Raw genomic sequence first — 25483 nt, forward strand, 5'->3', positions numbered from 1 at the left:
TGTCCCCACCCCCCAGGCGCGATATCCCCACGGTCCACTGCATCGGGCTTTGTCCTCGCTTTGGTTGTCACATCAACCGTGGCAGGAACCCTAATGCCTTTTCACGCTCGTGCTCACAGTGCCGCCGCGTCCATGCTTCCGGTCACTTCCTACCCATCCACCATACACCCCGCCGGAACCCCCTCTCCCCCGCGCTACCCATAAATACCCGGAGCCGGTAGATACCCCTCATCGAGGTGAAGCGCGGTGAGAAGCGAACTTGAAGAGGAGATCGCGAAACTCTCCTCCCTCGCACGGGAGCGCGGTGCGGAAGCGCGGCGGATAGCGGCCCACGATGTCGTCGTCGCGGAGTGGGTGCGGTTCAAGTGCCGGTTCGGGTGCAAGGGCTACGGAAAACACATGTCCTGCCCGCCCTACGCCCCCACCCCCACAGAGACAGAGCGGCTGCTCGCCGAGTACGGCACCGCCCTCCTTCTGCGGTTCGAGGGCATCCCCGGCCACCCCGACCTCAGACCCGACGAGATACCGCTCGACTTCCACCCGTTCTTCCGCGACCTCATCCTCTGGGTGAACTCGACGGTGCACCTCCTCGAGAAGACGGCTTTTTATGACGATTTCCCGAAGGCCTTCGGGTTCGGGGGATACCCCTGCATCTACTGCGAGCACCTGCACTGCGTCGCCGAAGAGCACGAAGGGGTCGTCGACGAGAGCATCCGGAGGCTCTGCCGGCATATGGACCTCGTCCGCCCGACGATGGAGGGCGCCGGGATCGACGTCTTCTCCACCGCCCGGAGAGTCGGGTGGGACCTGCACGTCGTCCCCTGCCGCGACCTCGGGTACGGCAAGATCGAGCACGGCAACATCACCTCGGTAGGCCTCGTCCTCATCGAGTGACGTGCCGCCCTTCAGTCGTCCCGGGCGCCCTGGATGAACTCCTCGATCATACGGCAGGCGTCGTCGTCCCTGACCTGCACCGGCGGGTGCTTCATGAAGTAGGCGGAGGGGGATATGAGCGGGCCGCCGATGCCCCTGTCGAGAGCGAGCCTGCAGCACCGGATGGCGTCGATGACGATCCCTGCGGAGTTGGGCGAGTCCTCGACGGAGAGACGGAGTTCGATCTGCATGGGAACGTCCCCGAACAGCCGTCCTTCCATTCTGAGAAAGCAGACCTTGTTGTCCTTCTGCCAGCAGACGTAATCGCTCGGGCCGATGTGGATGTTATCGTCGTCGAGAGGCACTTCGAGGACAGACTGCACCGCTTCGGTCTTCGACGTCCTCTTCGAGGCGAGGCGGTCGCGGTTGAGCATGTTCAAAAAGTCGGTGTTGCCGCCGGTGTTCAGCTGGTAGGTCCGGTCAAGCCTCACTCCCCGTTGCCGGAAGAGGTTCGCGAGAACGCGGTGGGTGATCGTCGCCCCGAGCTGGGCCTTGACGTCGTCGCCGATGATCGGAAGGCCGTGTTCGCGAAATCTCGCTGCCCAGGCCGGATCACTCGCGATGAAGACCGGCATGTTGTTGACGAGGCCGACGCCCGCCTCCAGCGCACAATCGGCGTAGAACCGTGCGGCCTCCTCCGAACCCACGGGGAGGTAGTTGAGCAGGATCTCGGCACCCGAATCCTCGAGTGTCCGGACGACGTCCTCGCGCGACGCCTCCGCCTCTTCGGCGAGCATGAACCTGCACTCCTCCCTGTAGTTCAGCATGTGCCCGGGAAACCCGTCCAGCACCCGCCCCATCCGGACGGCGACACCGGTTTTCGGCATCCCGGGGCAGAAGGCCGTGGTGCAGTTCGGGGGGGCGAAGATGGCTTCCGAGACGTCCTTTCCGACCTTCCTCGCATCGATATCGAACGCCGCAGCCACCTCGATGTCGGACGGCCGGTAGCCGCCGAGGTCCCAGTGCATCAGTCCGATTGCGTCCTTCTCGCTCTTCCTCCGGTAGTACTCGATCCCCTGTAACAGTGAACTGGCACAGTTCCCGACGCCCACGATTGCAATCCTGATCGAGTCCACGACAGCCCCCTGATAAATCCGGTACGCGCCCGAAACACCCCTCTTCAGGCGGGTGCGCCGGGCACAGGTTGAGACGGTGCAACCCCCTCCAGGTTGCTTTTTTGGGTATAATACGGAGCAGGAAATATAAGGGTATGGTTTGGGAGGCATCCGACGGTCATGGATGATCCCTCCAGGCGCGACGGCGTTCCGTGCGGCCCGGCCCCCGGCCGTACCTGTTTGGTGCGTACGGAGTGATGGTACGGCGGCCGAATCTCGATGAGTTGCCTCCGGGTGCCTCCGGGTGCCTCCGGGATATGGGAGATATGTCGTCTCCCTAAATTCGTTGAGGGATGTTGAGATCACGCCCCCGCCGGCAAAAGGTTTATATGGGCCCCCTACTATAGGGGCTTTCGCGGTAGCCTATGACCAGAATATTCCTCTGCACCAACGGGTGCGTCGAGGGGCAACTCAGGACAAAACTCGTCGAGAGGTATCTGGGCGCCCATACCCGGGATGTTCGGGTGACCCAGGAGATAAGCGATGCAGATACCGTTCTCTTCTATGCCTGCGGGCTGACCAACGAGAAGGAGAGCCATTCCCTGGACATCGTCAGGGAACTCAAGGGGAAGATGCAGCCGGGTGCCGAACTTGTCGTATGGGGATGCCTTGCAAAACAGAACCCGCAGGCGTTCGCGGGGATCTACGACGGCCCGCTCGTCGGCCCGCTGGATACCGATTTCTTCACCTCCATCCCGGGCTCAAACGGCATCTCTCTGGACGCGATCGATCATTCGGCTGCCGAGAACGAGCTGGCAACCATGGCCGCGCCCAGCATCCACGGCTGCAGCGGCACCGATCTCGTTACTCGTGCGCTCCTCCTCTATAAGCGCGGGGTGGACCTTTTCAGCCCACGGAGGGTGAACCATTCGCCGATATACTATATTCCCATTGCAGTCGGATGTACCGGACACTGCACCTACTGCAGCGAACGTCCGGCGTTCGGGAACACCATTCACAGCCGCCCGATTGAAAACGTCGTCTCCGAGCTCCGGAGCGCGATGGGGCAGGGATACGCCCGTTTCTCGCTCGTTGCAACGGATCTCGGGAGTTACGGCGTCGATATCGGCTGCCGCCTTCCCGACCTTCTCGACGAGATGCTTGGCGCCGATCCGTCGGGCAACTGCTCGTTCCTCCTCAACCAGATCGAACCGCACCACCTCGAGACGATCTACGACGGCATGGTGCCCGCCTTTGATTCGGGAAAGATCGAGATGGTGATGTCCCCCGTGCAGTCGGGGAGCGATCGGATCCTGAAACTCATGGGCCGGCACTACACCGCCGGGCAGTGGAGGGCGCTGATGCTGGATATTCATCGGAATCATCCCGATATCCGGCTGAACACACAGTTCATGGTGGGGTTCCCGACCGAGACGGAGGAGGATTTTGCCGCGACGCTGGCTCTCCTCGATCCCCCGTTCCGGCTCGACGAACTCCATATCTTCAGGTTCTCCCCGAGACCGATCGTTCCCGCCTCCCGCCTCCCGGACCAGGTTCCCGATGAGGTCAAGGAGGCACGGGCCGAACGCCTGCTCAGCCGGTTCGCAAGGAACTGCATATAGCGGATGGAGACGGCGGGAATCTGTCCGCGGCCCTGCGTCGATCCGGCAGGAGGCGGCCGTAACCGCATCGCAGAACCGCCTTTCAGGAGATGGAAGTCGCATGATTCGGAACGTGGTATATGGCGGATTCCTCGCGGTACTCGTGATCTGCGCGGGCATGATGGTCTTCGGATGGCTTGATCCGGGCGGCAACGACCATACCTCCCCGGCTCCCGGGGATGGCGCCATCCTGATCGCCGCACACGACAGCCCGGGAGAGTCGAAAGAAGCCGCGGATTATCTCTGCGACGGCACCGCCGACCAGATCGAGATCCAGCATGCGCTCAACGCCCTCGGCAGCGCCGGCGGCACGGTCGCCCTGGCCGAAGGCACGTTCTACCTCAGTGGAAACCTGAACGTCCCGGGCAACGCGGTTCTCGAAGGACAGGGGGCCGATGCCACCCGGCTCGAGTGGTCCGCCGGCTTTATGCAGTGCCGGGGGGTGCAGGAGATCCTGCTCCGTGACTTCACGACCACCGGAACCGGCGCGATCTTCATCTACAACTGCGACCGCGTGAAGGTTCACAACGTCACGGCGACGGTCGACAACTCCCGGTGGGGCGGGGCGTTCACGCTCTGGGCCTCTAACGACGTCATGGAGGATATCGAGTTCGTCAACTGCAGGGCCGTCGACTGCGGAAGGATGGGGTTCATGAACGACGGCGAGGGGTCCCCGAGGCTTATCCGGGATATCCGCTACATCGACTGCGAGGCCGTCAACTCCGGACGGTATTCGAGGTTCTCCCCGTACGGGGAGTGGACGACCGGCTTTGCCGTAGCGGAGAACAACGACCTCGCGGATGCGGCTCTCGTCGGCTGCGTGGCCGAGGGCTCGTTCGAGTCCGGGTTTCATATCGAAGATGCCCCAGAGGTTACAAACCTGGTCTTCGAGAACTGCATAAGCCGCTACAACGGCCAGAAGTCGGACGGTTTCTACAACCCGTCGGAGAACACTCACGGCCTTCATTTCGGCTCCGGGTACTGGGTGCAGGGAGAAACCACGCTTTATGGCTGTGTCTCCGAAGGCAACGGGAACGCGGGCTTCTCCGTGGGCCCGGGCGTCAGTCTCTACAACTGCACCGACGACGGGTCGGCGGTGGGGTTCCGGCTGGTCGATACGCGTGATACCTATCTGGAGGACTGCACCAGCCGGAACGCAGGGGCGTACGCGGTCTATGCGCTCGAGGCGGAGAACATCGCGACGAAGAACCTGCAGATGATCGACCCCGGAGGCGTCAACGGGAACGGTGCGTTCTTCGGCACTGTTGCACACCCGGTCGTCGCCAGCCGGTTCGACATCGTCGGAAGAAGCGGCGGCGACATCCGCACAATCTATGGCGAGGGGTGCCGCGACATCGTATTCACGGGCGTTATCCGGACGGATCACCCGGAGCCGGTGGTCGTCAAGCGGGGCGACGGTGTCGATACCGGCGGGCTTGAGATCCTGGCCGGGCAGGAAGATCCGGGCCGAAACTGTGCAGGCGGGCTGAAGTGCCTTCTGCTGAGGATTATCACGGTGTTCTTATGAGGATTGTTCAGGTCACTCCCTACTACCCCCCGCACACCGGGGGGATCGAGCGGTATGTCCATAACCTGAGCAGGGCGCTTGCCGACCGGGGCCACGAGGTCACCGTCCTGACCGCGAACGTACCGGCCGGCCGGCCGGTCGAGACCGACGACGGGGTCACGGTAAAGCGCAGCACCTGCCTGGCACGCCCCTTCAACGATCCGTTCGTGCCTTCGTTCTTCAGGCTTGGCGGGGAACTCGCGGAAGCCGACGTCCTGCACGCCCACAACGCCTACAGTTGCGCCGCACTGGGGGCGGCTTTTGCCCGGCGGAGATATGGCGTGCCGACGGTTCTGACGCACCACGGCCAGCACCTCTTCGGCAGCCCCCTCAAGGACCTGGTCGTGGCACTCTACCGCAGGACGGTCGAGCGCCGGCTGGTGAACGAAATCGATCGGGTTGTTGCGCTCTCGCCGTCGGATGCGGAGTACGTCTCGACATTCGGCGTTGAGAAGGAGAGAATCGCCGTCATCCCGAACGCAATCTGCCCGGCAGACTTTCTACCGCACATGGACGGGGATACGGGCCGGTTCGAGGAAGGCTACCGGCTCAACGGGAGGAAGAGAGTGCTCTTTGTCGGGCAGATCTCGACGAGAAAAGGGGTCGATGTGCTCGTGCGGGCGGCAAGCCTGGTTGTGAACGGGCAGAACGGGAGCGCTCCGGTCTTTTTCTTTGCCGGGGGCGGGGATTACCTCGATCCGGCACGGGAACTTGCCCGCGGTTACGGTATCGAGGATCACGTCAGGTTCCCCGGGAAGGTGAGTTTCCGCGACCTGGTTTCGGCGTACCGCTCCTCGGATCTCTACGTTCTCCCCTCCCTTTCGGAAGGGATGCCCACGGTGATACTGGAGGCCATGTTCTTCGGCCTGCCGGTCGTCACGACCGATCTCCCCTGCCTCCGGGACAACTTCGGCGACCATGCCGTCCTGGTCCCTCCCCATGACGAGCACGCGCTGGCCCGTGCCGTCACGGGGCTCCTCGGCGATCCCGAACGTTGCCGGCGGCTCTCGGAGAGGGGGCAGGCGTTTGTGCGGTCGAACTACACCTGGGATAAGGTCGTGCTCGCATACGAGCGGCTCTACGAGCAGATGACCCCCTGAACGCTCTCATGTTTTATCCCGCGCGCCTGGCCGGGGTTGCACCGGGGCTCTCGCTGCCGCACCGTCATTCTGTGTGAGTGCCGAATATGTAGCGTTCACGGAATGGCTGGCAGCCGTCCCGGCATGATTCCTGCGGACTTTTTAATTAAAACCTATCCTGAATCTTAATGTCGATTAACTCTGGTTATGGATGTTTATTTCAATTTTAAATCTGGATTTTCTCGAAATATTGAGAATAAAGCGATAATAAAAAATGAAATTGTATATATAACATAATTTATTTATACATCAGATGCTGGAGCACGCGTGCTTCAGCCTGCAACTCAAGGAGGTAAGTACTTGAGCTCTTTTGGCAGTAGATTTCAGCGAAAAACCAGCAAAAGCCCGACCATCTACCGGAGGGTGCTGACGCTCCTTTTGGGATGCGTTGCGATAGGGTGCATTGTGCAGGCCGGCAGCGCCCTGGTCGTTGCGGCAGGCGACAGTTCCGCCCAGTCGAAGGCACAGGCGGATTACGTCTGCGACGGCACCGCCGACCAGATCGAGATCCAGAATGCGCTCAACGCCGGCGGCACGGTCACCCTGACCGAAGGCACGTTTCACCTCAGCGGAAACCTGAACATCCCGAGCAATGTAGTCCTCGAAGGACAGGGGCCCGACGCCACATGGCTCAAGTGGTCCTCCGGCCTTATGCAGTGCCAGGGGAAAGAGAACTTCGTACTCCGTGACTTCAAGACCACCGGAACCGGCGCGATCTTCATCCAGAACTGCGACCGCGTGAAGGTTCACAACGTCACGGCGACGGTCGACAACTCCCGGTGGGGCGGAGCGTTCACGCTCTGGGTCTCAAGCGACGTCATGGAGGATATCGAGTTCGTCAACTGCAGGGCCGTCGATTGCGGAAGGCACGGATGGCAGAGCGACGGAGACGGTTCCGTAAAGACGATCAGAAACATCCGCTATATCGACTGCGAGGCGATCAACTGCGGCCGCGACAGCCGGTTTGCTCCGCACGGCCAGTGGACGTGCGGGTTCCAGCTTGCAGAGAACGCCAACATCGAGGACTGCGAGGTCGTCCGCTGCTATGCGGAGGGCAACTGGGAGGCGGGTTTCATCGTCGAGGCGGCGCCGAGCAAGAAGAACATCGTCCTGCGGGACTGTGTCTCGAAGAACAACGGCGTGAAGCCCGACAACTACTACAACGGGCCTGACGAGGACATGTACGGCGCCCTCTTCGGCGCCGGGTTCTGGCTTCACGGCGATATGACCCTTATCAACTGCACCGCGGAGAAGAACCGGAAAGCCGGTTTTGCGGTCTGGTACCCGTTGTCCTACACCAAACTTTACGGCTGTAGCGACACGGGCTCCGAGATCGGGTACAAGTTCGACTACACGGACAATGTTTATGTGGAGGACTGCACCTCACGCGACGCCGGGAGATACGGGATCTACGCCGCAAACGCCGGAAAGATTACCACCAACGGGCTGACCCTCATCGCCCCGAAGGGCGACGGCTCGAAGAGCAACGTCTTCGGCGTCTCCGGCTACCCTGTCCGGGAGAGCTCGTTCGAGATCGAGACCTACGGCGGCGCGGGTACCGTAGTCTCGTGCCCGAGCGGCCAGAACGTCCAGTTCTCGGGGACCGTCAGGTCGGACGCGGCCCAGCCGGTCGCCGTCTCGGGGTCGGTCGATACGTCGCGCCTGAGCGTGGTGCCGTACTCCGGTGGAGCACCGACCCCTACCCCCACTCCGACTCTGACACCGACACCCGCCGGGAAACCGGACCTCGTGGTGACCGACATCTCCTGGGAGCCGGCAAGTCCGGCACCGGGGAGCGCGGTGACGATGAAGGCAACGATCAGGAACCAGGGCGACGCCCCGACGCCCGCGGGCACGAAACACGGCGTTCTCTTCACGTTCGATGACGGCGCCGCCGGGCCCGGTGTCTGGTCCGATGCTCACACGGCTTCGCTCGCACCGGGCGCCTGGGTTACGGTGACCGCGAACGGTGGTTCGGCCGGCGCGCTCTGGACGGCAGTCGAGGGCGCCCACACCGTGCAGGCCCACGTGGACGACGTCAACCGGATCGTCGAGTCGAACGAGGCGAACAACGTCAGAACCGGGCAGATCATGGTCATGAAGTCTGCACCGACGCCCACCCCCACCCCGACACCGACACCCGTCGGGAGACCTGACCTCGTGGTGACCGGTGTCTCCTGGGAGCCTGCGAGCCCGGTCGCCGGGGATGTGGTGACGCTCAAGGCCACGATCAAGAACCAGGGTACAGGTCCCACGCCAGCGGGCACGAAGCACGGCGTTCTCTTCATGTTCGATGACGGCGCCGCCGGGCCCGGCGTCTGGTCCGACACCCATACGGCATCGCTTGCCCCGGGTGCGTCGGTCACCGTGACCGCGAACGGCGGCTCAAGCGGTGCGACCTGGAAGGCCGTCGAAGGCACGCACACCGTGAAAGCCCACGTGGACGATGTCGACCGGATCCCGGAGAGCAATGAGGCGAACAATGTCCGCTCCGAAGAGATCACGGTCTCGAAGACGGCGCCGGCACCGGCCGGGAAGCCCGATCTCGTCGTGACCCATATCTCCTGGAAACCCACAAAGCCTGTTCCGGGAAGCGATGTGACGTTCCGCGCAACGATCAAGAACCAGGGTACCGCTCCCACGCCTCCCGGCGTCATCAGCGGCGTCGCATTCCTCGTCGACGACAGGCTCACCGTCTGGTCCGACGGTTGCACCCGTTCGATCCCGCCGGGCAGCTGGGTGACCGTGACCGCGAACGGGGGCCCGAGCGGAACTGCGGTCTGGAAGGGGGCCGCCGGGACGCACACCATCCAGGCATGGGTTGACGACATCGACCGGATGGCCGAAACGAACGAGGAGAACAACCGGCGCACGACAACCCTGACCCTGTGAAGCGGCCCACGCTTCACCGGTCCCCCTCTTTTTCTCCGGAACGCACCGTTTCGGCATCCGGTCCCTGTCCCGGACCCGGGGATGGAACGGGACTCTCCTCAAGGTATATATGGCATGAGGACTATTGCCATCCGTGCATTGGATGGATGGACGGTTGAGGGACCTCCTCCAAGCATGATGCAACACCGGGAAGATGCTATGAAAATAGCACTGATCTGCCAGCAGTTCGGGGACAGAACGTCATATCAGGGTTCGGATATCTACGCCGCAGAACTGGTCTCACACCTCGCCGGACGCAGCGACGTCGATCTCCATGTCGTCACCATGGGCAGCGCGAACGCTGTACGGCAGGAAGACGGGTTCACCTGTCATACTCTGCGGAACAACGGCCTGCTCTCCCTCCCGTACGTTCACCCGCTGGTGCTCGCGAGGATGGTGAGGACGATCAGGGCCATCCGTCCGGATATCGTCCACGTGCTCTCCACCCGGTATCCCTGCTCCGCGGCGGGCATGCTCCTCCGGAACGACTACCCCCTTCTCGTGACGGCGTTCGGCATCTTCGAGAGAGAGATCGTCTACTACCGTGAGGACATGCGTCCGCTGGAGAAGGCCCTCTCGCACGTCTTCCACGCTTTCTTCATCCGCAACGAGCGGTGGGTGCTCTCCCGCGCCCCCGAACTCGTCGTGAGCGCTCCGTCGATCGGCGAGCTCCTCCGGACGCCGGCAACCGGCCCCCTCCACGTCGTCGCCGGGGGCATCGACGTCGGGAAGCTCCGGTCGTCCGGTTCGTCCCTCCGTCCGGGGCCGGCCCCCGATATCGTCTTCGTCAACGCGCTCACGCGGCTGAAGGGTGCCGACGTCCTGCTCGATGCCCTGCCTCGTGTGGTGAAGGCGTTCCCGGAGGTCAGGGTCTGCATCGGGGGGAGGGGGCCTCAGGAACCGGAACTCAGGAGGCTTGCACGCAATCTGGGGCTTGAAGAAAACGTCGTCTTCTCCGGGTTCGTAACGGACGAAGAGAAGCATGATTACTACCGTGGGTGCAAGGCGGTGGTCGTTCCGTCGCGGTGGGACTGCCAGCCCTCTCCTATCTTCGAGGCCGCGGCGTTCGGCAAACCGGTCATCGCGTCCGATATGTCCCATCCCGACATCGTCGAGGACGGGGTGACCGGGCTTATCTTCCGCTCCGAAGATGCGGTCGGGCTCGGGGAGAAGATCCTCATGCTCCTCGGCGACGATGCCGCACGCGAGAGGATGGGCCGGGCGGCAACGCTCAGAGCTGATGAATATGACTGGAAGAGCGTTGCAGAGAAATATCTCGCGATATACGGCGACGTCGTCAGGAGGCATCGCCGGCACGGGGGGCGGGCTGCGGCGGCTGCCGGCGCATCCCCGGAGAGGTGACCCGGGAGGATCGCCATGAGAGGGGTTACGGTTGGACTGCTCACGTTTCCGATCGAGAGGTCGGGCGTACGCCCGCTCTCCAACCTCATCGGGATCTTATCGGGCCTTACCCGGGAGCGGATCGCCCTGGTGACGGGGAATGCCGGGCGGGTCTTCGAGAACGACGAGCGGGTCCGGTTCTCCGGGGTCGATCACGCCGCCGGGAGCAACATGGTGTCAAGGATTCTCCATAACGTCGTGACACAGGCAAGAGTGACCCGCCTGATTGCGAGGCAGAACAGAACCGATACCTGGATCTTCTTCTTCGGGGGTGAGGTTCTCGTCCTGCCGATGGCCGCGGCAAGACTCCTCGGGAAGAAGGTCGTGATGGCCCTTCCCGGCCATACCGCCACCATGATGGCCCCCTCCGGCGACCGCCTCCTTCTTCCGGCCAGAATACTCACCGGGGTGACCTGCAGGCTCTGCGACAGGATCGTCCTCTACTCTCCCGCTCTCGTAGGCCACTGGGGGCTTGAGCGTTACCGGGAGAAGATCGCGATAGCTCACGAGCACCTGCTCGACTTCGGGGCGTTCAGGGTTGAGGTGCCGCTCGATGAGCGGCCCGTAACCGTCGGGTACATCGGGCGTCTGGCCGAGGAGAAAGGCGTCTGGAATTTTGTCCGCGCCCTTCCCCGGATCGCCGCCGGGAGACCGGACGTACACGTCTTCATCGGTGGGGACGGCCCTCTCCTCCCGGAGATCCGGGAGTTCGTCAGGGACAGCGGGCTCCAGGAACGGGTGACGTTCGCGGGATGGATCCCCCACGAAGATCTCCCCCGCAGCCTCAACGGTATCAGGCTGCTCGTCCTCCCCTCCTACACGGAAGGCCTCCCGAACATCATGATCGAGGCCATGGCGTGCGGGACACCCGTGCTCGCCACGCCCGTGGGCGCCATCCCGGACTTCGTCAGGGACGGTGAGACCGGTTTTATCCTGGAATCAAACACGCCGGAAGGAATCGCAGCCTCCGCTCTTGCCGTCCTCGACCGCCCGGACCTTGAGTTTGTTGCAGATGCCGCCGGGGAATACGTGAGAGAGGAGATCACCTGCGAACGGGCGACTGCGCAGTTTGCGGCCGTCATCGACGGTCTTGGGAGGTGATCGCGGCATGTATCCTGCACTGTTCCGGGAAGATCCGGATAAGATCCTCGCCTGGCTCGGCATCGTCGCCTCGATCGCTCTCGTCGTCGCCCTCGCGTTCACCGTCGGCCGCCTGGTATTCATCCTCGTCGGCGTCCTCACCGTCATCTCCTGTCTGCTCTGGCTCGGTATCAGGGAGCATGCGGGGTCGGCGTTGGATGCCCGGGAGACCGGCAGCAACCGTCTCTTCACCGTGCTGCTCGTCCTCTTCCTTACGCTCTACTCGCTGAGCATCGTTGCACTCCACCTTCGCGCCTCCCTCTACGAGCGGCCGCCCGGCTACTTCATCCTGACCGGGCTCATGGCCGGCGTCGTCGCTCTCGAGATCTTCCTGCCGCACCGCAGAAAAGCCACCTGGGTTCTGCCGCAGATCATTCTCCTCGGGATATCGGTCGCATGGTCCCAGATCCTGCTCTTTCCCGGTGTTCTGGGTTCGGATCCCTGGTGGCATAACATGTTCGCATCGCACATCCTGAACTTCCACGCCGTTCCCGGGGGTTACTGGTACACCTACATGCCGCTCTTCCACCTGGAGGTTGCCGAAACCTCGCTTCTGGCCGGGCTCGACTACAGGCTCGCGGCGATGCTCTCGGTGAGTCTGGCGCAGCTCGTCGTCTTTCCGCTGGGCGCCTACCTTATCGGGAAGGCGCTCTTCGGCGACGAGCGGATCGGGCTCCTCGCCGGGCTCATGCTGATCACCGCGAACCAGCAGATCGGCATGAGCACCGCATCGATCCCCAACGCCTTCGCGGCGGTATTCATGGTTCTCGTCCTCGTCCTTCTCTTCAAGACGAACTACACGAGCCCGGGACGGGCGCGGTATCTCGCGTACTTCTTCCTTGCCGCCATCATCCTGACCCACACAGTTACCGCGGCATGCATGGCGGTGGTGCTCTTCCTGACGTGGGGTGCGTGCAGGCTCTACGACCTCGTCCGCGAAGATACGGCCCGGAAGGCATATCCCGTCACGCTGGGCATGGCCTCGGTCTTCCTGGCTGCCGTGCTCGGGTGGTGGTACTTCGTATCGGGGCACGTCGCGGTGCTCCTCGACCTCATCCGGCAGGGATTTTCCCGGGACTACTTCGTCAGCAACCCGGCGGTCGTCGACGCATACCCCGGGCTCGTGCCGGTCTCTGAGCAGGTCTTCAACAACATCGGCATGTTCCTCTTCTTCACCTTGAGCCTCGTCGGCATCCTCTACCTGGTGGCGCGAAGGGAGCGGAACGGGTTTGCCTTCGCGACGGTAGGACTCGTCCTTCTTTCTCTCGGCTTCTTCCCGCTTGTCACGGGTCTCTCGTTCATCGAGCACCGGTGGTGGTACTTCGCGCAGATCCTCCTCTCTGTCCCGCTCGCGGTGTCTCTGCTGCTGGTGGGAAGTCTCCCCCGGGCCCGGACGAGGGCCGGGATGGTCGTTTTTGCCGTCGGTATCAGCCTCCTGGTCTTCGCCATGATTTTAAGCCCGGCCGCAAACAACGACACCCCTATCTTCTCCGGAAACAGTGCGGTGAGAACAGGGTTCACGACGTCCGAGATGCGGGCGATCGATACCGTGAACGCCGTGCGAACCGGGCCGGTCTGGGCGGACAGGTACGTCCAGGTTCAGAACTATGTCAGCTTCGACCCGGGATTCATCCTGCCGGGCGACGATATGCTCATCGAAGGAACCTATCGCCCGTACGGGGCGGACGCCGTTCTGACCCGGGGCTGCATCCGGGATCGCCCTATCTTCTGCTACGACGGGATGTTCCGGCTGGCGCACGATCCGGAACGAACGCTCGACGGTGAAGGCTACGACAGGGTGTATGCCTCGGGTTCGGCGAGCCTGTTCGTCTTCAACGAGCCGTAGCGCCGGCGCGGGCGGTGATGCGCGAACGGGGCAGGTGCGGTTCCGGCGGCCGTGCATGGGATAGTCCGCTCCGCAGAACAGGAGAGCCTGAGCCGCACCACGCCAAACGACTGCCTTGCATCCCCGCTCGGGACAGGATCCACTCTCCGCAACGTTTTATTACCTTCACACATCCATACCGGCGTAATCCTGATTCAGGAGGTATTGGATTATGGTTGATTTCGAACATGCCCTCATCGGGGAAGCGCTCGTCGGCGAAGGGCCGGAGGTTGCCCACGTCGATCTGGTCATCGGGAAAAAAGGGAGCAGCGTGGAGCAGGCATTCGTCACGGCGCTCGCATCGCCTGCACGGGGGCACACGCCGCTTCTTGCCGTGCTCACCCCGAACATCCCTGCAAAGCCCCCGACGCTGATGGTCAACAAGGTCACGATCAAGAACGCGGATCAGGCTCTCCTGATCTTCGGCCCGGCGCAGGCCGCCGTCGCGAAGGCCGTGGTGGACAGCGTTGCGGAAGGTATCATTCCCGGGTCGGAGGCCGATAACCTGCTGATCATAGCATCGGTCTTCATCGAATGGGATGCGGCGGACAAGAAGAAGATCCACGAATGGAACTACGAGGCGACGAAGACCGCCATCCGCCGGGCGATCGCGGGTGAGCCGGCGGTTGCCGAGGTGCTTGCACAGAAGGATACTGCAAAGCATCCCTTTGCGTGAAACTGCCGGCAAGTACTGCAGAAAAGGCGGTATGCTCTGAAAGGAACATTGGAAGAAAGGTCAGACCGAAGTTCTGATGCGCCGACCGGGACTCGAACCCGGGTTTAGGCGTTGGCAACGCCTAGTGATAACCACTACACTATCGGCGCACGCCTGTGCTTTCGCACTGTGTGCCTTACAACATGGGTTTTTCAGGCTAATAAGCCTATCGAAGCGGGGCCCGGATCGGGCGGTGCCGCCCCTGCAGGATCGCATGGCGCGCGATGTTTCCGGGCCGACGGCCGGCCCTGCGGGAGGCCGGTCGTGCCGCCCCGCGCCTCTACCGGTGTCCGTGATCGAGTGCCTGCCTGATGTTTCGGTTTGCAAGTATCCAGAGCCCGGGCGTCAGGACCAGGATGAAGACGGCCATGGCGTAGGCGAAGATCTCGGCGGAGAAGAGCAGGAAGTTGAAGATGCCGTGCAGCACCATCCCGAGCAGAAGTCCCTGAAGGATGATCGCCGGCCGGCGTTCGGCGGCTGTGAACTTGGCCCGGCCGAGGGCGTAGCCCCATACGCCGGCGAAGAGCGCGTGCCCGGGGACCGAGAAGATCGCGCGGACGGCGATCGTGCTGAGGGCGAGCGCCGGGGACGTCAGGTATGCCGTAAAGACGTAAAGGATGTTTTCGAGCGTTGCGAGCCCGAGGGCGGCGGCGGCGGCGTAGACGATGCCGTCCATCGGTTCGTCGAACTCGGTGTTTCGGTAGGCGAACCGGCGCACGACCGCAAACTTGCCGTACTCCTCGACGATGGGCGCGATAACGGCGCCCATGATCAGGGGGGATACGATGAAGAGGCCGAAGAACCCCTCGACGAAGGCGACGGGAAACGTGACGAGGACGCCGAGGAGGAAGATCTTTACGATCAGGGCCGCCGGTTCGGGCTCGAATTTATCCCTGCGGTAGAAGTACCACGCCCAGAATACCCCCGGCGCCAGCGCCAGGGCAAGGATTACCAGCGGCTCGACGACCATGCTGATCGAGGTTCATGGTCTCAGAGAGGAAGAGTCTTTCCGTCACATGGGCCGGACGGGCAGGGAGATCCCGGTCCGGCCCGGGATTAGGGGGCCGTGGTCGAGAAGGGCCGCACATCGGAGACGGGACTCCCGAAGAGGGCATCTTTGTTCAAAAAAAAGGGTTACTCGGGGAGGAGGCGGTACTCCGGGGCGAGCCCCTCGAGCACCAGCAGCCCGTAGTACCGGAAGAACGTGACGAACGGCACCGCGATCAGGAGCGCCACCGGGATGGCGATGACGAGGTAGGGGATGATGAGGGCGAGGAGCAGCACGTAGTTTCCTGCCTGGATTGCGGCGAGAAGCACGATCCCGATGAGGACGAACGGTATCGCGATGATCACCAGTGCAAGGATGACCAGGACCGCCTGCACGATCGCGGCGATGAGGCCGAGCACGAACCTGGTGACGATGTAGACGAGGGTCTGCATGACGTTGTTCGATATCATCCCGAAAAGCCGCCTCCAGCCCTCGATGACCCCGCAGTCCTCACGGATCATGATCGGGACGACGAAGTCGGTGGTCAGGAGGAAGACGATCCCGAAGAGGAGGGCTGCGACCAGAACGAACGGGATGAACGCAAGGATGAGTGCGGCACCGCCGACACCGGATCCCCCGATACCGACGAGCATGAGGATGAACGCCATCATGGCGAGGATCAGGATCAGCGTGAGGGCTGCCTCGAAGAGGAAGAGCCGCATCCCTTTTCCGAGCCGCTCTCCAAAGAAGGGCCGGATATGGATGTCATCCGTCCGGAGCATATCGACGAAGACGAACCGCATCGCCGCGCCGATGATCCACCAGATGAGGGCGATCGCAAGTAAGACGATGACGAACGCCACGATGAGCGGCGCGATATCGGGAAGGGATTCCACGAAGCCGGGCGGGAGGTCGCCCTCTTCGAAATTGTACTGGGAGGTGTTCGGGAAACTTACGCCTCCTCCCACGAAGAGCGCTATCAGGGCCAGGCGGAGCCACACGCCCCACCTGATCGGCCAGAGCAGGCTTTTGGTGCGCTGGAAGGCACCATCCAGTCTGCTGAATGCATGCATTTCTTCAGCCATGTCTCTCACGTAGAAGATGTTCTCCGTCTCATTAATACCTTGTTTCGGTAAACGGATCCCGGTGATCCGGCCGCGCATTGTACACTCACGGGTTTTTGAGGAAACCGGTTTTTCAACACCTTAATGTAGTCCGTTCACCACACTATAGAACGAATGATCCCTCTCATGCTTGACCTGACGGGCCGGAGGGTGCTCATATTCGGCGGAGGCGACGTCGGTGCCCGAAAGGCTGCATTCTTTGAGCATGAGGCGGAGGTGACCGTGTTCAGCCGTTCGTTCTCGCCGGACCTCGACGGTCTCGCGATCCGGCGGCGGGAGGCCGATCTTTCGGCTCTTTCGGACGAGGCGCTCCGGGGCTTCCTACGGGGTGTGTTCCTCGCGGTAGCCGCGACGCCGGATCCGGCCCTCAACGACCGTATCGGCAGGCTCTGCGCCGAGGCCGGCGTTCTCTTCAACAACGCCGCCGGTGAGCCCGGCGACGTCATCATCCCTTCGGTCGTCCGGGGCAGCCGCTTTCTCGTCGCGATCAGCACTCGCGGAAGGAGTCCCGCCGTATCGCGGTACCTCCGCACGAGGCTCGAGGCGGACTACGCGGACCTCGATAAGATGATTGAACTGCAGGAGGAGATCCGTTCGATGCTCCGGGAGACCGAGCCGGTGCAGGCAGAGCGGTCCCGCATCCTCTGGAATGTCCTCCGAGACGACGAGATCCGGGCGGCGCTCGCCACCGACTACGGCCGGGCACGCGCACTGGCGATCGAGAGGTATCTCCATGCCTGAACCGTCTGCCATCCCCCTCGCGCTCGCGGGGATCAGCCACCACACCGCGGACATCGCCACGCTCGAGGCGTTCCGGTTCCCCGATGAAGCGGCGTTCCTCCGCGATGCGCGGGAACGGTTCCGGGGCGCGTTCCTGCTCCAGACCTGCAACCGCGTCGAAGTGCTGGTGCAGGGGGACGCACGGAGCCTCGAAGGGTTCCTGCAGGAGAAGGGCAGGGACGGCTTTACGGTCCTCGAGGGCGAGGCTGTGCCCCGCCACCTCCTGGAACTGGCCGCAGGCATCGACTCGCTGATCGTCGGGGAAGACCAGATCCTCGGACAGCTCAAACAGGCGCTCGCGCTCGCGGAGGAGGCAGGAACCTGCTGCAGCGCCATCGGGCTCTGCATCAAGAAGGCGGTGCACGCGGGGGTCCGTGTCCGGCGCCAGACAGAGATCAACCGGGGAGCGGTCTCCGTCGGCTCCGCGGCCGTGACGCTCGCGGAGAACCTCCTCGGCACCCTGCGCGACCGGCACATCCTGGTCGTCGGGAGCGGGGAGATGGGGGTGCTGGTGGCGCAGGCGCTCGCCGCCAGGGATCTCACGGCCATCTACGTCGCCAACAGGACCTACGAACGCGCGGTGATGCTCGCGGATAAGATCGGTGGACGCGCGGTCAATTTCAAGGACCTCTATCGTTACATCGCGCTCTCCGACGTCGTCATCTCCTGCACCGCCGCGCCGCACCCGGTCATCCGGGCGGAGGATATCCGGGCGGTGATGGAGGAGCGGCTCTGGCCGCTCGACCGGCACCCCCGCCACCTTATCCTCATCGACATCGCCCAGCCCCGCGACGTCGAGGAGGGGGTGCGGTCGATCGAAGGCGTGCACCTCTTCACCATCGACGACTTGAGAAACGTCAACGACGCAGCCATGGAGTCCCGGAGGAGCGAGGCGGACCGCGCACGGGGGATCATCGACGAGGAGGCCGAACACTTCGTCCGGCTCCTCCGCCGGACGGCGGCCGACGAGACGCTCGCTCTCCTCTACACCTGGGCGGAGTCGATCCGGGCGCGTGAACGCGACCGGGCGCTCGCACGCCTGGGGGAGAGGGACGATCGCACGGAGGAGGTCGTCGACGACCTGACGCGGGCGCTCACCAAAAAACTCCTCTCGGACGTGACGACAGCCATCCGTGTGAGCGCAGAATGCGGCGATACGGCAACGGCAGAAGCCCTGATGAGGGCGATTACCCGGGGAGAACCATGTTTCCAGAACGAAGAATGAGACGGATGCGGCGGCGGATCGTCCAGCCGCTCCTCCGCGAAACCGAACTTCGAAAGACCGACCTCATCGCGCCGGTCTTCGTGGACGAATCGATCAGCGCACCGATTCCAATTGCCTCGATGCCGGGGCAGTTCCGCCACCCGGTGGACGGTGTCGCCGACTACTGTGAGCGCCTGCGGCACGCCGGCATCCGGGCGGTCCTCCTCTTCGGGGTTCCGGCCGCAAAGGACGGCGAGGCGACCGGTGCCTACGCGGCCGACGGCGTCGTCCAGCGGGCCGTCCGGAATATCAAGGAGCGGTTGCCGGAGATGGTGGTCGTGACCGATGTCTGCGCCTGCGAGTACACCGACCACGGCCACTGCGGCATCGTCGGGGAGACTGCCGACGGCCCGGACCTCTTGAACGACCCCTCGCTTGCGCTGATGGCACGGATAGCCGTCTCCCACGCAGAGAGCGGCGCCGATATCGTCGCGCCGTCATGCATGCTCGACGGGATGGTCCGGGCGATCCGGCAGGCTCTCGACGCCGCCGGATACCAGGACGTCCTGATCATGTCTTACTCCTCGAAGTTCGCGAGCGCCCTCTACGGGCCGTTCCGCGACGCGGCGGACTCGGGATTCAGTTTCGGGGACCGGACGACCTACCAGATCTGCCCGGGCAACGCACGGGAGGCGGTGATGGAGTCGGAGCTCGACGCGGCCGAAGGTGCGGATATCCTGATGGTCAAGCCGGCCGGCGCCTATCTCGACATCCTCGCGGCCGTCGCGGGGTTCGGGCTGCCGGTCGCGGCCTACCAGGTCAGCGGTGAGTACGCGATGATCAAGGCCGCCGCCGAGCGCGGATGGCTGGACGAGCGGGCGGTCGCCATCGAGACCCTCATGGCCATCAAACGGGCCGGGGCCGACCTGATCATCACCTACTTTGCAGAAGATGCGGCGAGGTGGCTCGATGAAGAGCAGTGACCTTTTTAGCCGCGCAAAAACCCTGATGCCGGGCGGGGTCAGCAGTCCCGTCCGGGCGATCAAGCCGTATCCGTTCTACGTGGGGCGCGCCGCGGGTTCGCATCTTACGACCGTCGACGGCGAGGACCTGATCGACTGCTGTCTCGGCTACGGCCCTCTCATCCTCGGCCATGCTCACCCCACTATCCGGGAGGCGATCGAGCGCCAGCTCGAGAAGGGATGGCTCTACGGCACGCCGACGCCGCTCGAACTCGACCTTGCGGGCGTCATCACCGGCGACCATCCCGCGGTCGATATGGTGCGGTTCGTCTCGTCGGGCTCCGAAGCGACGATGGCCGCGATCCGGCTCGCCCGCGGCTACACGGGCAAGCAGGATATCATCAAGATCGAGGGCGGGTTCCACGGCGCCCACGACGCGGTTCTCGTCAAGGCCGGGTCGGGAGCGACGACCCTCGGGGTGCCCGACTCCGCGGGTGTCCTCGCGGATCTGGTGGCGCACACCCGGCAGGCTCCCTACAACGATACGGAGGCGCTGGAAGCCCTCCTCGCCAAAAACGACGACGTTGCCGCGTTCATCCTCGAACCGGTCATGGGGAACGTCGGCCCGGTCCTCCCCGACGACGGCTACCTGGCCGACGTCCGGGAGATCACCGCCGCCCACGACGTCCTCCTCATCCTCGACGAGGTGATCACCGGCTACCGGGCCGGGATCGGCGGCGCGGAGGTGCTCTACGATGTAAAACCGGATCTCGCCACGTTCGGCAAGATCATCGGCGGCGGCCTTCCCATCGGGGCGTTCGGGGGACGGCGCGAGATCATGGAACTGGTCGCCCCCGCAGGACCGGTCTACCAGGCCGGAACCTTCAGCGGCAACCCGGCGAGCCTCGCGGCAGGGTATGCGGCGCTTCGTTACCTCCACGAGCACCCGGAGATCTACCGGCGGCTCGATGAGGCCACGCGGGCGATCGGGGAGGCCGCCGCGGATGCGGGCAAGGGAACGTTCGTCAGGATGGGCTCGCTCTTCAAGCACTTCTTCCGCAGCGAGCCGCCGCGGGACTACCGCGAGGTCAAGGAGTGCGACACGGAGGCGTTCTCGCGGTTCTGGAAGGCGATGCTCGAGGCGGGGGTCTTCCTCCCGCCGTCGCAGTTCGAGACGAACTTCCTCTCCGCCGCGCACACAGATCAGGATATCGAACAGATAGCGGACGCATACGGATCATGTCTCTTCGCATAGGCACACGGGGAAGCGCTCTCGCGCTTGCACAGACAAACAAGGTGGTCGGCATCCTCGCCGACCGGGGGATCGAGACGGAGGTCGTCACGATCGCGACCGAGGGCGACGCCGCGACCGGAGTCCCGCTCCACGCCATCGGGGGGCAGGGTGTCTTCGTCCGGGCGCTCGACGACGCCATCCTCCGCGGCGAGATCGACGCCGCGGTGCACAGCATGAAGGACATCCCCGCGGCCCGCCCGGCGGGGCTCACCTGCTCTGCGGTGCTCGAACGGGACTCGCCGGCGGACTTCCTGGTGCACGAGTGCCCCCTCGAAGCGGTCTCTGTCATCGGGTCGTCGAGCACCCGGCGCCGCGCGCAGCTCCTCCGCGACGCCCCGGCGCTTGAGGTGAAGCAGCTTCGCGGGAACGTCGATACCCGCATCCGGAAACTTCGCGAGGGGCAGTACGACGCCATCGTGCTCGCGGAGGCGGGCCTCGAGCGCCTCGGGCTCACGCTGCCGGGAGAAGCCCTCCCCACCGACCGGTTCGTCCCGTCCCCTAACCAGGGAACCATCGCGGTCGTCTGCCGGGACGACCCGGCCGTCGCCGGCGCCTTCGCGCCGCTCGACCACGCCCAGACCCGCCTCGACGTCGATATCGAGCGTGCCGTCATGGAGGAGGTCGGCGGCGGGTGCTTCACCCCGCAGGGGATCTACTGCCGGGGCGGCGACCTGATCGCCGAGGTGCTCGCGCTCGACGGTTCAAGGTGGGAGCGGATCGAGCGGCACGTCGCGACCGTCGGCGAAGCCCGGGAGTGGGGGCGGGCGCTGCGTGTCCAGGCGGCCACCCTGATCCGGGAGGCTCATGCGGCTCTTGGGGTGAAACCATGACAGGGAAAGCGTATCTCGTGGGGTCCGGCCCGGGCGGGCTCGGCCTCATGACGATGAAGGCCCGCGAGGTGATCGACGGAGCGGACGTGATCCTCTACGACCAACTCCCGGGCGAGGAGATCCTTGCAACCCTCCCGCGGGACGCCGAGCTCGTCGACTGCGGGAAGTACGGCGGGAACCACACCCTTGAACAGGACGAGATCGAGGCGCTGATGGTCGAGCGGGTCAGGGCAGGGAAGACGGTCGTGCGCCTGAAAGGCGGCGACCCCTTCCTCTTCGGCCGCGGTGGGGAGGAGGTCGAGACCCTCCGGGAGCACGGTATCAGGGTCGAGGTGGTGCCGGGGGTGACGAGCGCCATCGCCGTCCCGGAGATGGTCGGCATCCCGGTCACCCATCGGCGATATGCGTCGCAGGTGACCTTCATCACCGGCCACGAAGACCCCACGAAACCCGAGTCCGCCCTCGACTGGGAGGTCCTCGCCCGGCTGAAGGGAACCCTCGTGATCCTGATGGGCGTAAAGAACCTCCCGGCCATCGCGGCGGCCCTCACCGCGAACGGCAAGGATCCCGCGACCCCGGTCGCGATCATCGAGCGGGGGCTCCGGCCCGACCAGCGCGTGACGGTCGGGACGCTCGCCGATATCGCCGAGAAAGCCCGCGGTGCGGGCGTCCGGCCCCCGGCGGTGATCGTCATCGGCGGGGTGGTGGAACTTTACGAGGGGTTTGAGGGGTGAAGGGAACGGGGGCAGTCATGGCGATACCCCCACGAAAGCCGTGTCTGGGGTCTGTTTGATCGATAAATATGCGCATCTAAAGGGTGCGTAACGTAAGCGTTCGCACACGTGACGAATCACCTGCCTCACAATGCAGGCCAATCTCCTTGGCGCACCACCCCCCCGCAACCGGAATACTCTTTTCTCCCCATGCGTTTATTCTCATACGAGGATTACCATGCGGAGTGAGACGGTAAAGAAAGGCTACCAGCGTGCTCCGAACCGGGCGCTGCTCCGGTCGCTCGGCGTCACCGACCGTGAGATGGGACTGCCCTTCATCGGGATAGCAAACGCGTACAACAACATCGTCCCCGGACACCTCCACCTCCGGTCGGTCTCGCAGAAGGTTCAGGAGGGTGTCGCGGCCGCGGGCGGCGTGCCGTTCGAGTTCGGGACCATCGGCATCTGCGACGGGATCGCGATGGGCCACGAAGGGATGCGGTATTCCCTTCCCTCGCGGGAGAACATCGCCGACGCCGTAGAACTGATGGTCGAGGCGCACCGGTTCGACGGTCTGGTCTGCGTCGGCACCTGCGACAAGATCGTCCCCGGCATGCTCATGGCGGCGGTGCGGTGCAACATCCCGGCGATCGTCGTCACCGGCGGCCCCATGCTTCCCGGCTACGCGGCAGGCCGCGAACTCTCCCTCATCGACATCTTCGAGGGCGTCGGCCGCGTCGCCGCCGGCACGATGAGCGAGGAGGAGCTCGGGGAACTCGAATGCGCGGCGATGCCCGGGTGCGGGAGCTGCCAGGGGCTCTATACCGCCAACACCATGGCGTGCGTGACCGAGGCGCTGGGCCTCTCCCTGCCCGGGTGCGCCGCCATTCCCGCGGTCGACGCCGCGAAACTCCGCATAGCCCGGGAGAGCGGGGAGCGGGCGGTCGGGCTCGTTCGGGAGGGTGTCCGGCCCCGCGACATCGTCACCCCAAAAAGCCTCGCGAACGCGATAAAAGTGGACATGGCGCTCGGCGGGTCGTCGAACACCGTTCTTCACCTGATGGCCGTCGCACGGGAGGCGGGTGTCCCCCTCGATCTCGAGACCTTCAACGCCGTCGCCGAGGTGACCCCGCACATCTGCCACATGATGCCCGGGGGGCCGCACTCGATGCTTGCTCTCCACCGGGCGGGAGGCATCCCCGCAGTCTTGAAGATGCTCGAGCGTCACCTCGACGACGCCCCGACGGTCTCGGGCCACTCGATCCTCGAGATCGCGAAAGAAGCGCAGGTCGCCGACCCGAACGTGATCAAGACGACCGACGCCCCGGTCAGCCCGGCCGGCGGCCTGAAGATCGTGCGGGGAACGCTTGCCCCCGACGGTGCCGTCGTCAAGTGCGCCGCCGTCCCGGAGGCGATGTGGCGGCACCGGGGGCCGGCACGGGTCTTCGACGGTGAAGACGCCGCGATGGAGGCGATCCTGCACCGCGAGATCGCGGAGGGCGACGTCGTCGTGATCCGCTACGAAGGCCCGCGGGGAGGGCCCGGGATGGCCGAAATGCTCTCGCCGACCTCGGCGCTGATGGGCCTCGGCTACACCCGGGTCGCCCTGGTGACGGACGGCCGCTTCTCGGGCGGCACCCGGGGCCCGTGCATCGGGCACATCGCCCCCGAGGCCGCGGTCGGCGGGCCGATCGCCCTCGTGGAGGACGGCGACGAGATCGCGATCGACCTCTACGAAAAGCGCCTCGACCTCGTTGTAGAGAGAGCGACCCTCGATGAGCGGCGCCGTACCTGGAAACCGCCGGAACGCCGGCTTACCGGTATGCTCGCCCGCTACGCGCAGACCGTGGAGCAGGCGAACCTCGGCGCCGTCCAGAGGTGACCTCTTCTCCGGGAGAGGGAGCGCATACTCTCCGCCGGGATCGCGCCGCCCGGCGGGGAAACATCTTTTAAACAAACAGGCCCGGTTAAACGGGTCTACCCGTTCCTCATGGCGCGTTCAGCACCCGCACCCTGATCCGGGCGTCGGCCTCCGGGACGGTTCAGGTGCTCCGCACCCAGTCCGGAGACGGAACACCGCTTGTTTGTCCGTCTCCGATACTGCACGGTTTCCCCGAAACTCCAACGATATACCTTTTTAAACCCCTGGAATAATTCACTTTTCAGGCGCGACCGTCCGGAACGGCCGCCCATATCACTTACGGAGCATAATGATGATTGACAGATTTCTTGAGGGTAACAAGCGCTTCCTGAAAGAAGATTTCGCAAAAGATCCCGATCATTACGGCCCGCTTGCATCAGCCCAGCACCCCGTGGTCCTCTGGATAGGGTGCTCCGACTCGCGAGTGAATCCCGAGCGCATCGCCGGCGCGAAAGCCGGGGAGATCTTCGTGCAGCGGAACATCGGCAACATCGTCCCGGTCCATGACTGGAATTTCGCGACCGTACTCGAGTATGCGGTCAACCATCTCAAGGTCGCGGATATCGTCATCTGCGGACACTCCGACTGCGGCGCCATAAAGGCGCTCGACCACGAGAGCAAGGATGCATACGTTCCGCTCTGGCTGAACAACGCGATGGAGGCGAAACGCCGCGTCGATGCGAAGATCCCGGCGCCGAAGAACCCCGAAGAAGAGAAGAACCGGCTGCGTCTCATCGAGCTCGAGAACGTCGCCCTGCAGATCGAGCACCTGCGCACCTACCCGCCGGTCAGGACTGCGGAAAAAGAAGGACGGGTTCAGATTCACGGCCTGTACTTCGATCTCGCGACCGGAGAGTTGAAGAAGATCCTCTAGGACTCTTCAAGCGCATAATCAATCTCTTCTTTTATCAGATCGAGCGAGATCCTCCCGATCGACGTGAGCCTGCCGTTGACCAGGATGATCGGGATGGGCGGGTGGCGCTCCTCGATGATCTCTCTCACGTAGTCGGGCATCCCTTCATCGATCAGCGTCGTCTTCACCTCGACCGTATCGCCGTAAGCGGCGAGCAGTTCGTCGCGCAGCGCGCTGATGGCGTCCATCAGGTTATTCGACGGGTAACAGGTCTCGAGTCCGCAGGATCTCGTCTCGTCGCAGGGAAACGGGCCGCACTCGGACTCCTGGAGCCCGACAATCTCAACAGTCACTTCTGCCATGCATCATCGGTGGGGGACGGATGCT

General features: G+C 64.0%; 21 protein-coding genes and 1 tRNA gene. 17 read left to right on the plus strand and 5 right to left on the minus strand.

The window, feature by feature from the left end; translation table 11 throughout:
• Positions 1-246: 246 nt before the first annotated feature.
• The gene (locus tag SZ63_RS09610) at positions 247-894 is read left to right on the plus strand and encodes a DUF2284 domain-containing protein (protein ID WP_048184742.1); all 648 of its coding nucleotides are present in this window, start codon (positions 247-249) and stop codon (positions 892-894) included.
• Positions 895-905: 11 nt separating this feature from the next.
• On the opposite strand, the gene SZ63_RS09615 is transcribed toward SZ63_RS09610, so the two are convergent.
• Entirely contained in the window at positions 906-2009 is a 1104-nt protein-coding gene (locus SZ63_RS09615; RefSeq protein ID WP_048184744.1) for an inositol-3-phosphate synthase, read from the minus strand.
• 404 nt (positions 2010-2413) lie between these two features.
• On the opposite strand from SZ63_RS09615, the gene SZ63_RS09620 reads away from it, so the two are divergent.
• The 8 genes from SZ63_RS09620 (at position 2414) to fae (ending at position 14388) form a co-directional block, all read left to right on the plus strand.
• Complete coding sequence (locus SZ63_RS09620) at positions 2414-3610, plus strand: radical SAM protein (RefSeq protein ID WP_048184748.1); 1197 nt, start codon at positions 2414-2416, stop codon at positions 3608-3610.
• 100 nt (positions 3611-3710) lie between these two features.
• Positions 3711-5177 (plus strand): hypothetical protein, encoded by a 1467-nt coding sequence (locus tag SZ63_RS12485; RefSeq protein WP_052959127.1) that lies wholly within the window; start codon positions 3711-3713, stop codon positions 5175-5177.
• The gene (locus SZ63_RS09630) at positions 5174-6316 is read left to right on the plus strand and encodes a glycosyltransferase family 4 protein (RefSeq protein ID WP_048184750.1); all 1143 of its coding nucleotides are present in this window, start codon (positions 5174-5176) and stop codon (positions 6314-6316) included. Before SZ63_RS12485 ends, SZ63_RS09630 begins: the two co-directional genes overlap by 4 nt.
• Positions 6317-6760: 444 nt before the next feature.
• On the plus strand, positions 6761-9247 hold the full coding sequence (locus tag SZ63_RS09635; protein ID WP_156168467.1) for a CARDB domain-containing protein: 2487 nt from the start codon (positions 6761-6763) through the stop codon (positions 9245-9247).
• A 198-nt stretch (positions 9248-9445) separates the two neighbouring features.
• Positions 9446-10648, plus strand: a complete 1203-nt coding sequence (locus SZ63_RS09640; protein WP_048184752.1) for a glycosyltransferase family 4 protein — start codon at positions 9446-9448, stop codon at positions 10646-10648.
• Between the two features lie 15 nt (positions 10649-10663).
• Positions 10664-11788: a glycosyltransferase gene (locus SZ63_RS09645; RefSeq protein ID WP_048184755.1), complete on the plus strand. Its 1125-nt coding sequence runs from the start codon at positions 10664-10666 to the stop codon at positions 11786-11788.
• A gap of 7 nt (positions 11789-11795) precedes the next feature.
• Entirely contained in the window at positions 11796-13673 is a 1878-nt protein-coding gene (locus SZ63_RS09650) for a glycosyltransferase family protein (protein WP_048184757.1), read from the plus strand.
• Between the two features lie 211 nt (positions 13674-13884).
• On the plus strand, positions 13885-14388 hold the full coding sequence (gene fae / locus SZ63_RS09655; RefSeq protein ID WP_048184760.1) for a formaldehyde-activating enzyme: 504 nt from the start codon (positions 13885-13887) through the stop codon (positions 14386-14388).
• Positions 14389-14465: 77 nt separating this feature from the next.
• Here fae and SZ63_RS09660 read toward each other — a convergent pair.
• The 3 genes from SZ63_RS09660 to SZ63_RS09670 form a co-directional block, all read right to left on the minus strand.
• Positions 14466-14537: transfer RNA gene (locus SZ63_RS09660), tRNA-Gly, on the minus strand.
• Positions 14538-14707: 170 nt separating this feature from the next.
• Entirely contained in the window at positions 14708-15397 is a 690-nt protein-coding gene (locus SZ63_RS09665; RefSeq protein WP_048184762.1) for a PrsW family intramembrane metalloprotease, read from the minus strand.
• 164 nt (positions 15398-15561) lie between these two features.
• Positions 15562-16500, minus strand: coding sequence for a DUF7544 domain-containing protein (locus tag SZ63_RS09670; protein WP_052959130.1), 939 nt, complete (start codon positions 16498-16500; stop codon positions 15562-15564).
• A gap of 153 nt (positions 16501-16653) precedes the next feature.
• Here SZ63_RS09670 and SZ63_RS09675 point away from each other — a divergent pair, with 153 nt between their 5' ends.
• From SZ63_RS09675 to SZ63_RS09710, 8 genes are all read left to right on the plus strand, one after another.
• The gene (locus SZ63_RS09675) at positions 16654-17280 is read left to right on the plus strand and encodes a precorrin-2 dehydrogenase/sirohydrochlorin ferrochelatase family protein (RefSeq protein ID WP_048184765.1); all 627 of its coding nucleotides are present in this window, start codon (positions 16654-16656) and stop codon (positions 17278-17280) included.
• Complete coding sequence (gene hemA / locus SZ63_RS09680; protein ID WP_048184768.1) at positions 17273-18544, plus strand: glutamyl-tRNA reductase; 1272 nt, start codon at positions 17273-17275, stop codon at positions 18542-18544. The genes SZ63_RS09675 and hemA overlap by 8 nt, the downstream gene beginning before the upstream one ends.
• Positions 18523-19506, plus strand: coding sequence for a porphobilinogen synthase (hemB, locus tag SZ63_RS09685; protein WP_048184771.1), 984 nt, complete (start codon positions 18523-18525; stop codon positions 19504-19506). The genes hemA and hemB overlap by 22 nt, the downstream gene beginning before the upstream one ends.
• Positions 19493-20740: a glutamate-1-semialdehyde 2,1-aminomutase gene (gene hemL, locus SZ63_RS09690; RefSeq protein ID WP_048184774.1), complete on the plus strand. Its 1248-nt coding sequence runs from the start codon at positions 19493-19495 to the stop codon at positions 20738-20740. The genes hemB and hemL overlap by 14 nt, the downstream gene beginning before the upstream one ends.
• Positions 20725-21609, plus strand: a complete 885-nt coding sequence (gene hemC / locus SZ63_RS09695; protein ID WP_048184776.1) for a hydroxymethylbilane synthase — start codon at positions 20725-20727, stop codon at positions 21607-21609. Before hemL ends, hemC begins: the two co-directional genes overlap by 16 nt.
• Positions 21606-22343, plus strand: a complete 738-nt coding sequence (cobA, locus tag SZ63_RS09700; RefSeq protein WP_048184779.1) for a uroporphyrinogen-III C-methyltransferase — start codon at positions 21606-21608, stop codon at positions 22341-22343. Before hemC ends, cobA begins: the two co-directional genes overlap by 4 nt.
• Before the next feature lie 217 nt (positions 22344-22560).
• Positions 22561-24204, plus strand: a complete 1644-nt coding sequence (gene ilvD / locus SZ63_RS09705) for a dihydroxy-acid dehydratase (protein WP_048184782.1) — start codon at positions 22561-22563, stop codon at positions 24202-24204.
• 331 nt (positions 24205-24535) lie between these two features.
• Positions 24536-25117 (plus strand): carbonic anhydrase, encoded by a 582-nt coding sequence (locus SZ63_RS09710; protein WP_048184991.1) that lies wholly within the window; start codon positions 24536-24538, stop codon positions 25115-25117.
• Here SZ63_RS09710 and SZ63_RS09715 read toward each other — a convergent pair.
• Positions 25114-25458: a hypothetical protein gene (locus SZ63_RS09715; RefSeq protein WP_048184786.1), complete on the minus strand. Its 345-nt coding sequence runs from the start codon at positions 25456-25458 to the stop codon at positions 25114-25116. The two genes, SZ63_RS09710 and SZ63_RS09715, sit on opposite strands and share 4 nt — an antisense overlap.
• Positions 25459-25483 lie beyond the last annotated feature (25 nt).

It is taken from the genome of Methanoculleus sediminis (assembly GCF_001017125.1).
GTDB lineage: Archaea > Halobacteriota > Methanomicrobia > Methanomicrobiales > Methanoculleaceae > Methanoculleus > Methanoculleus sediminis.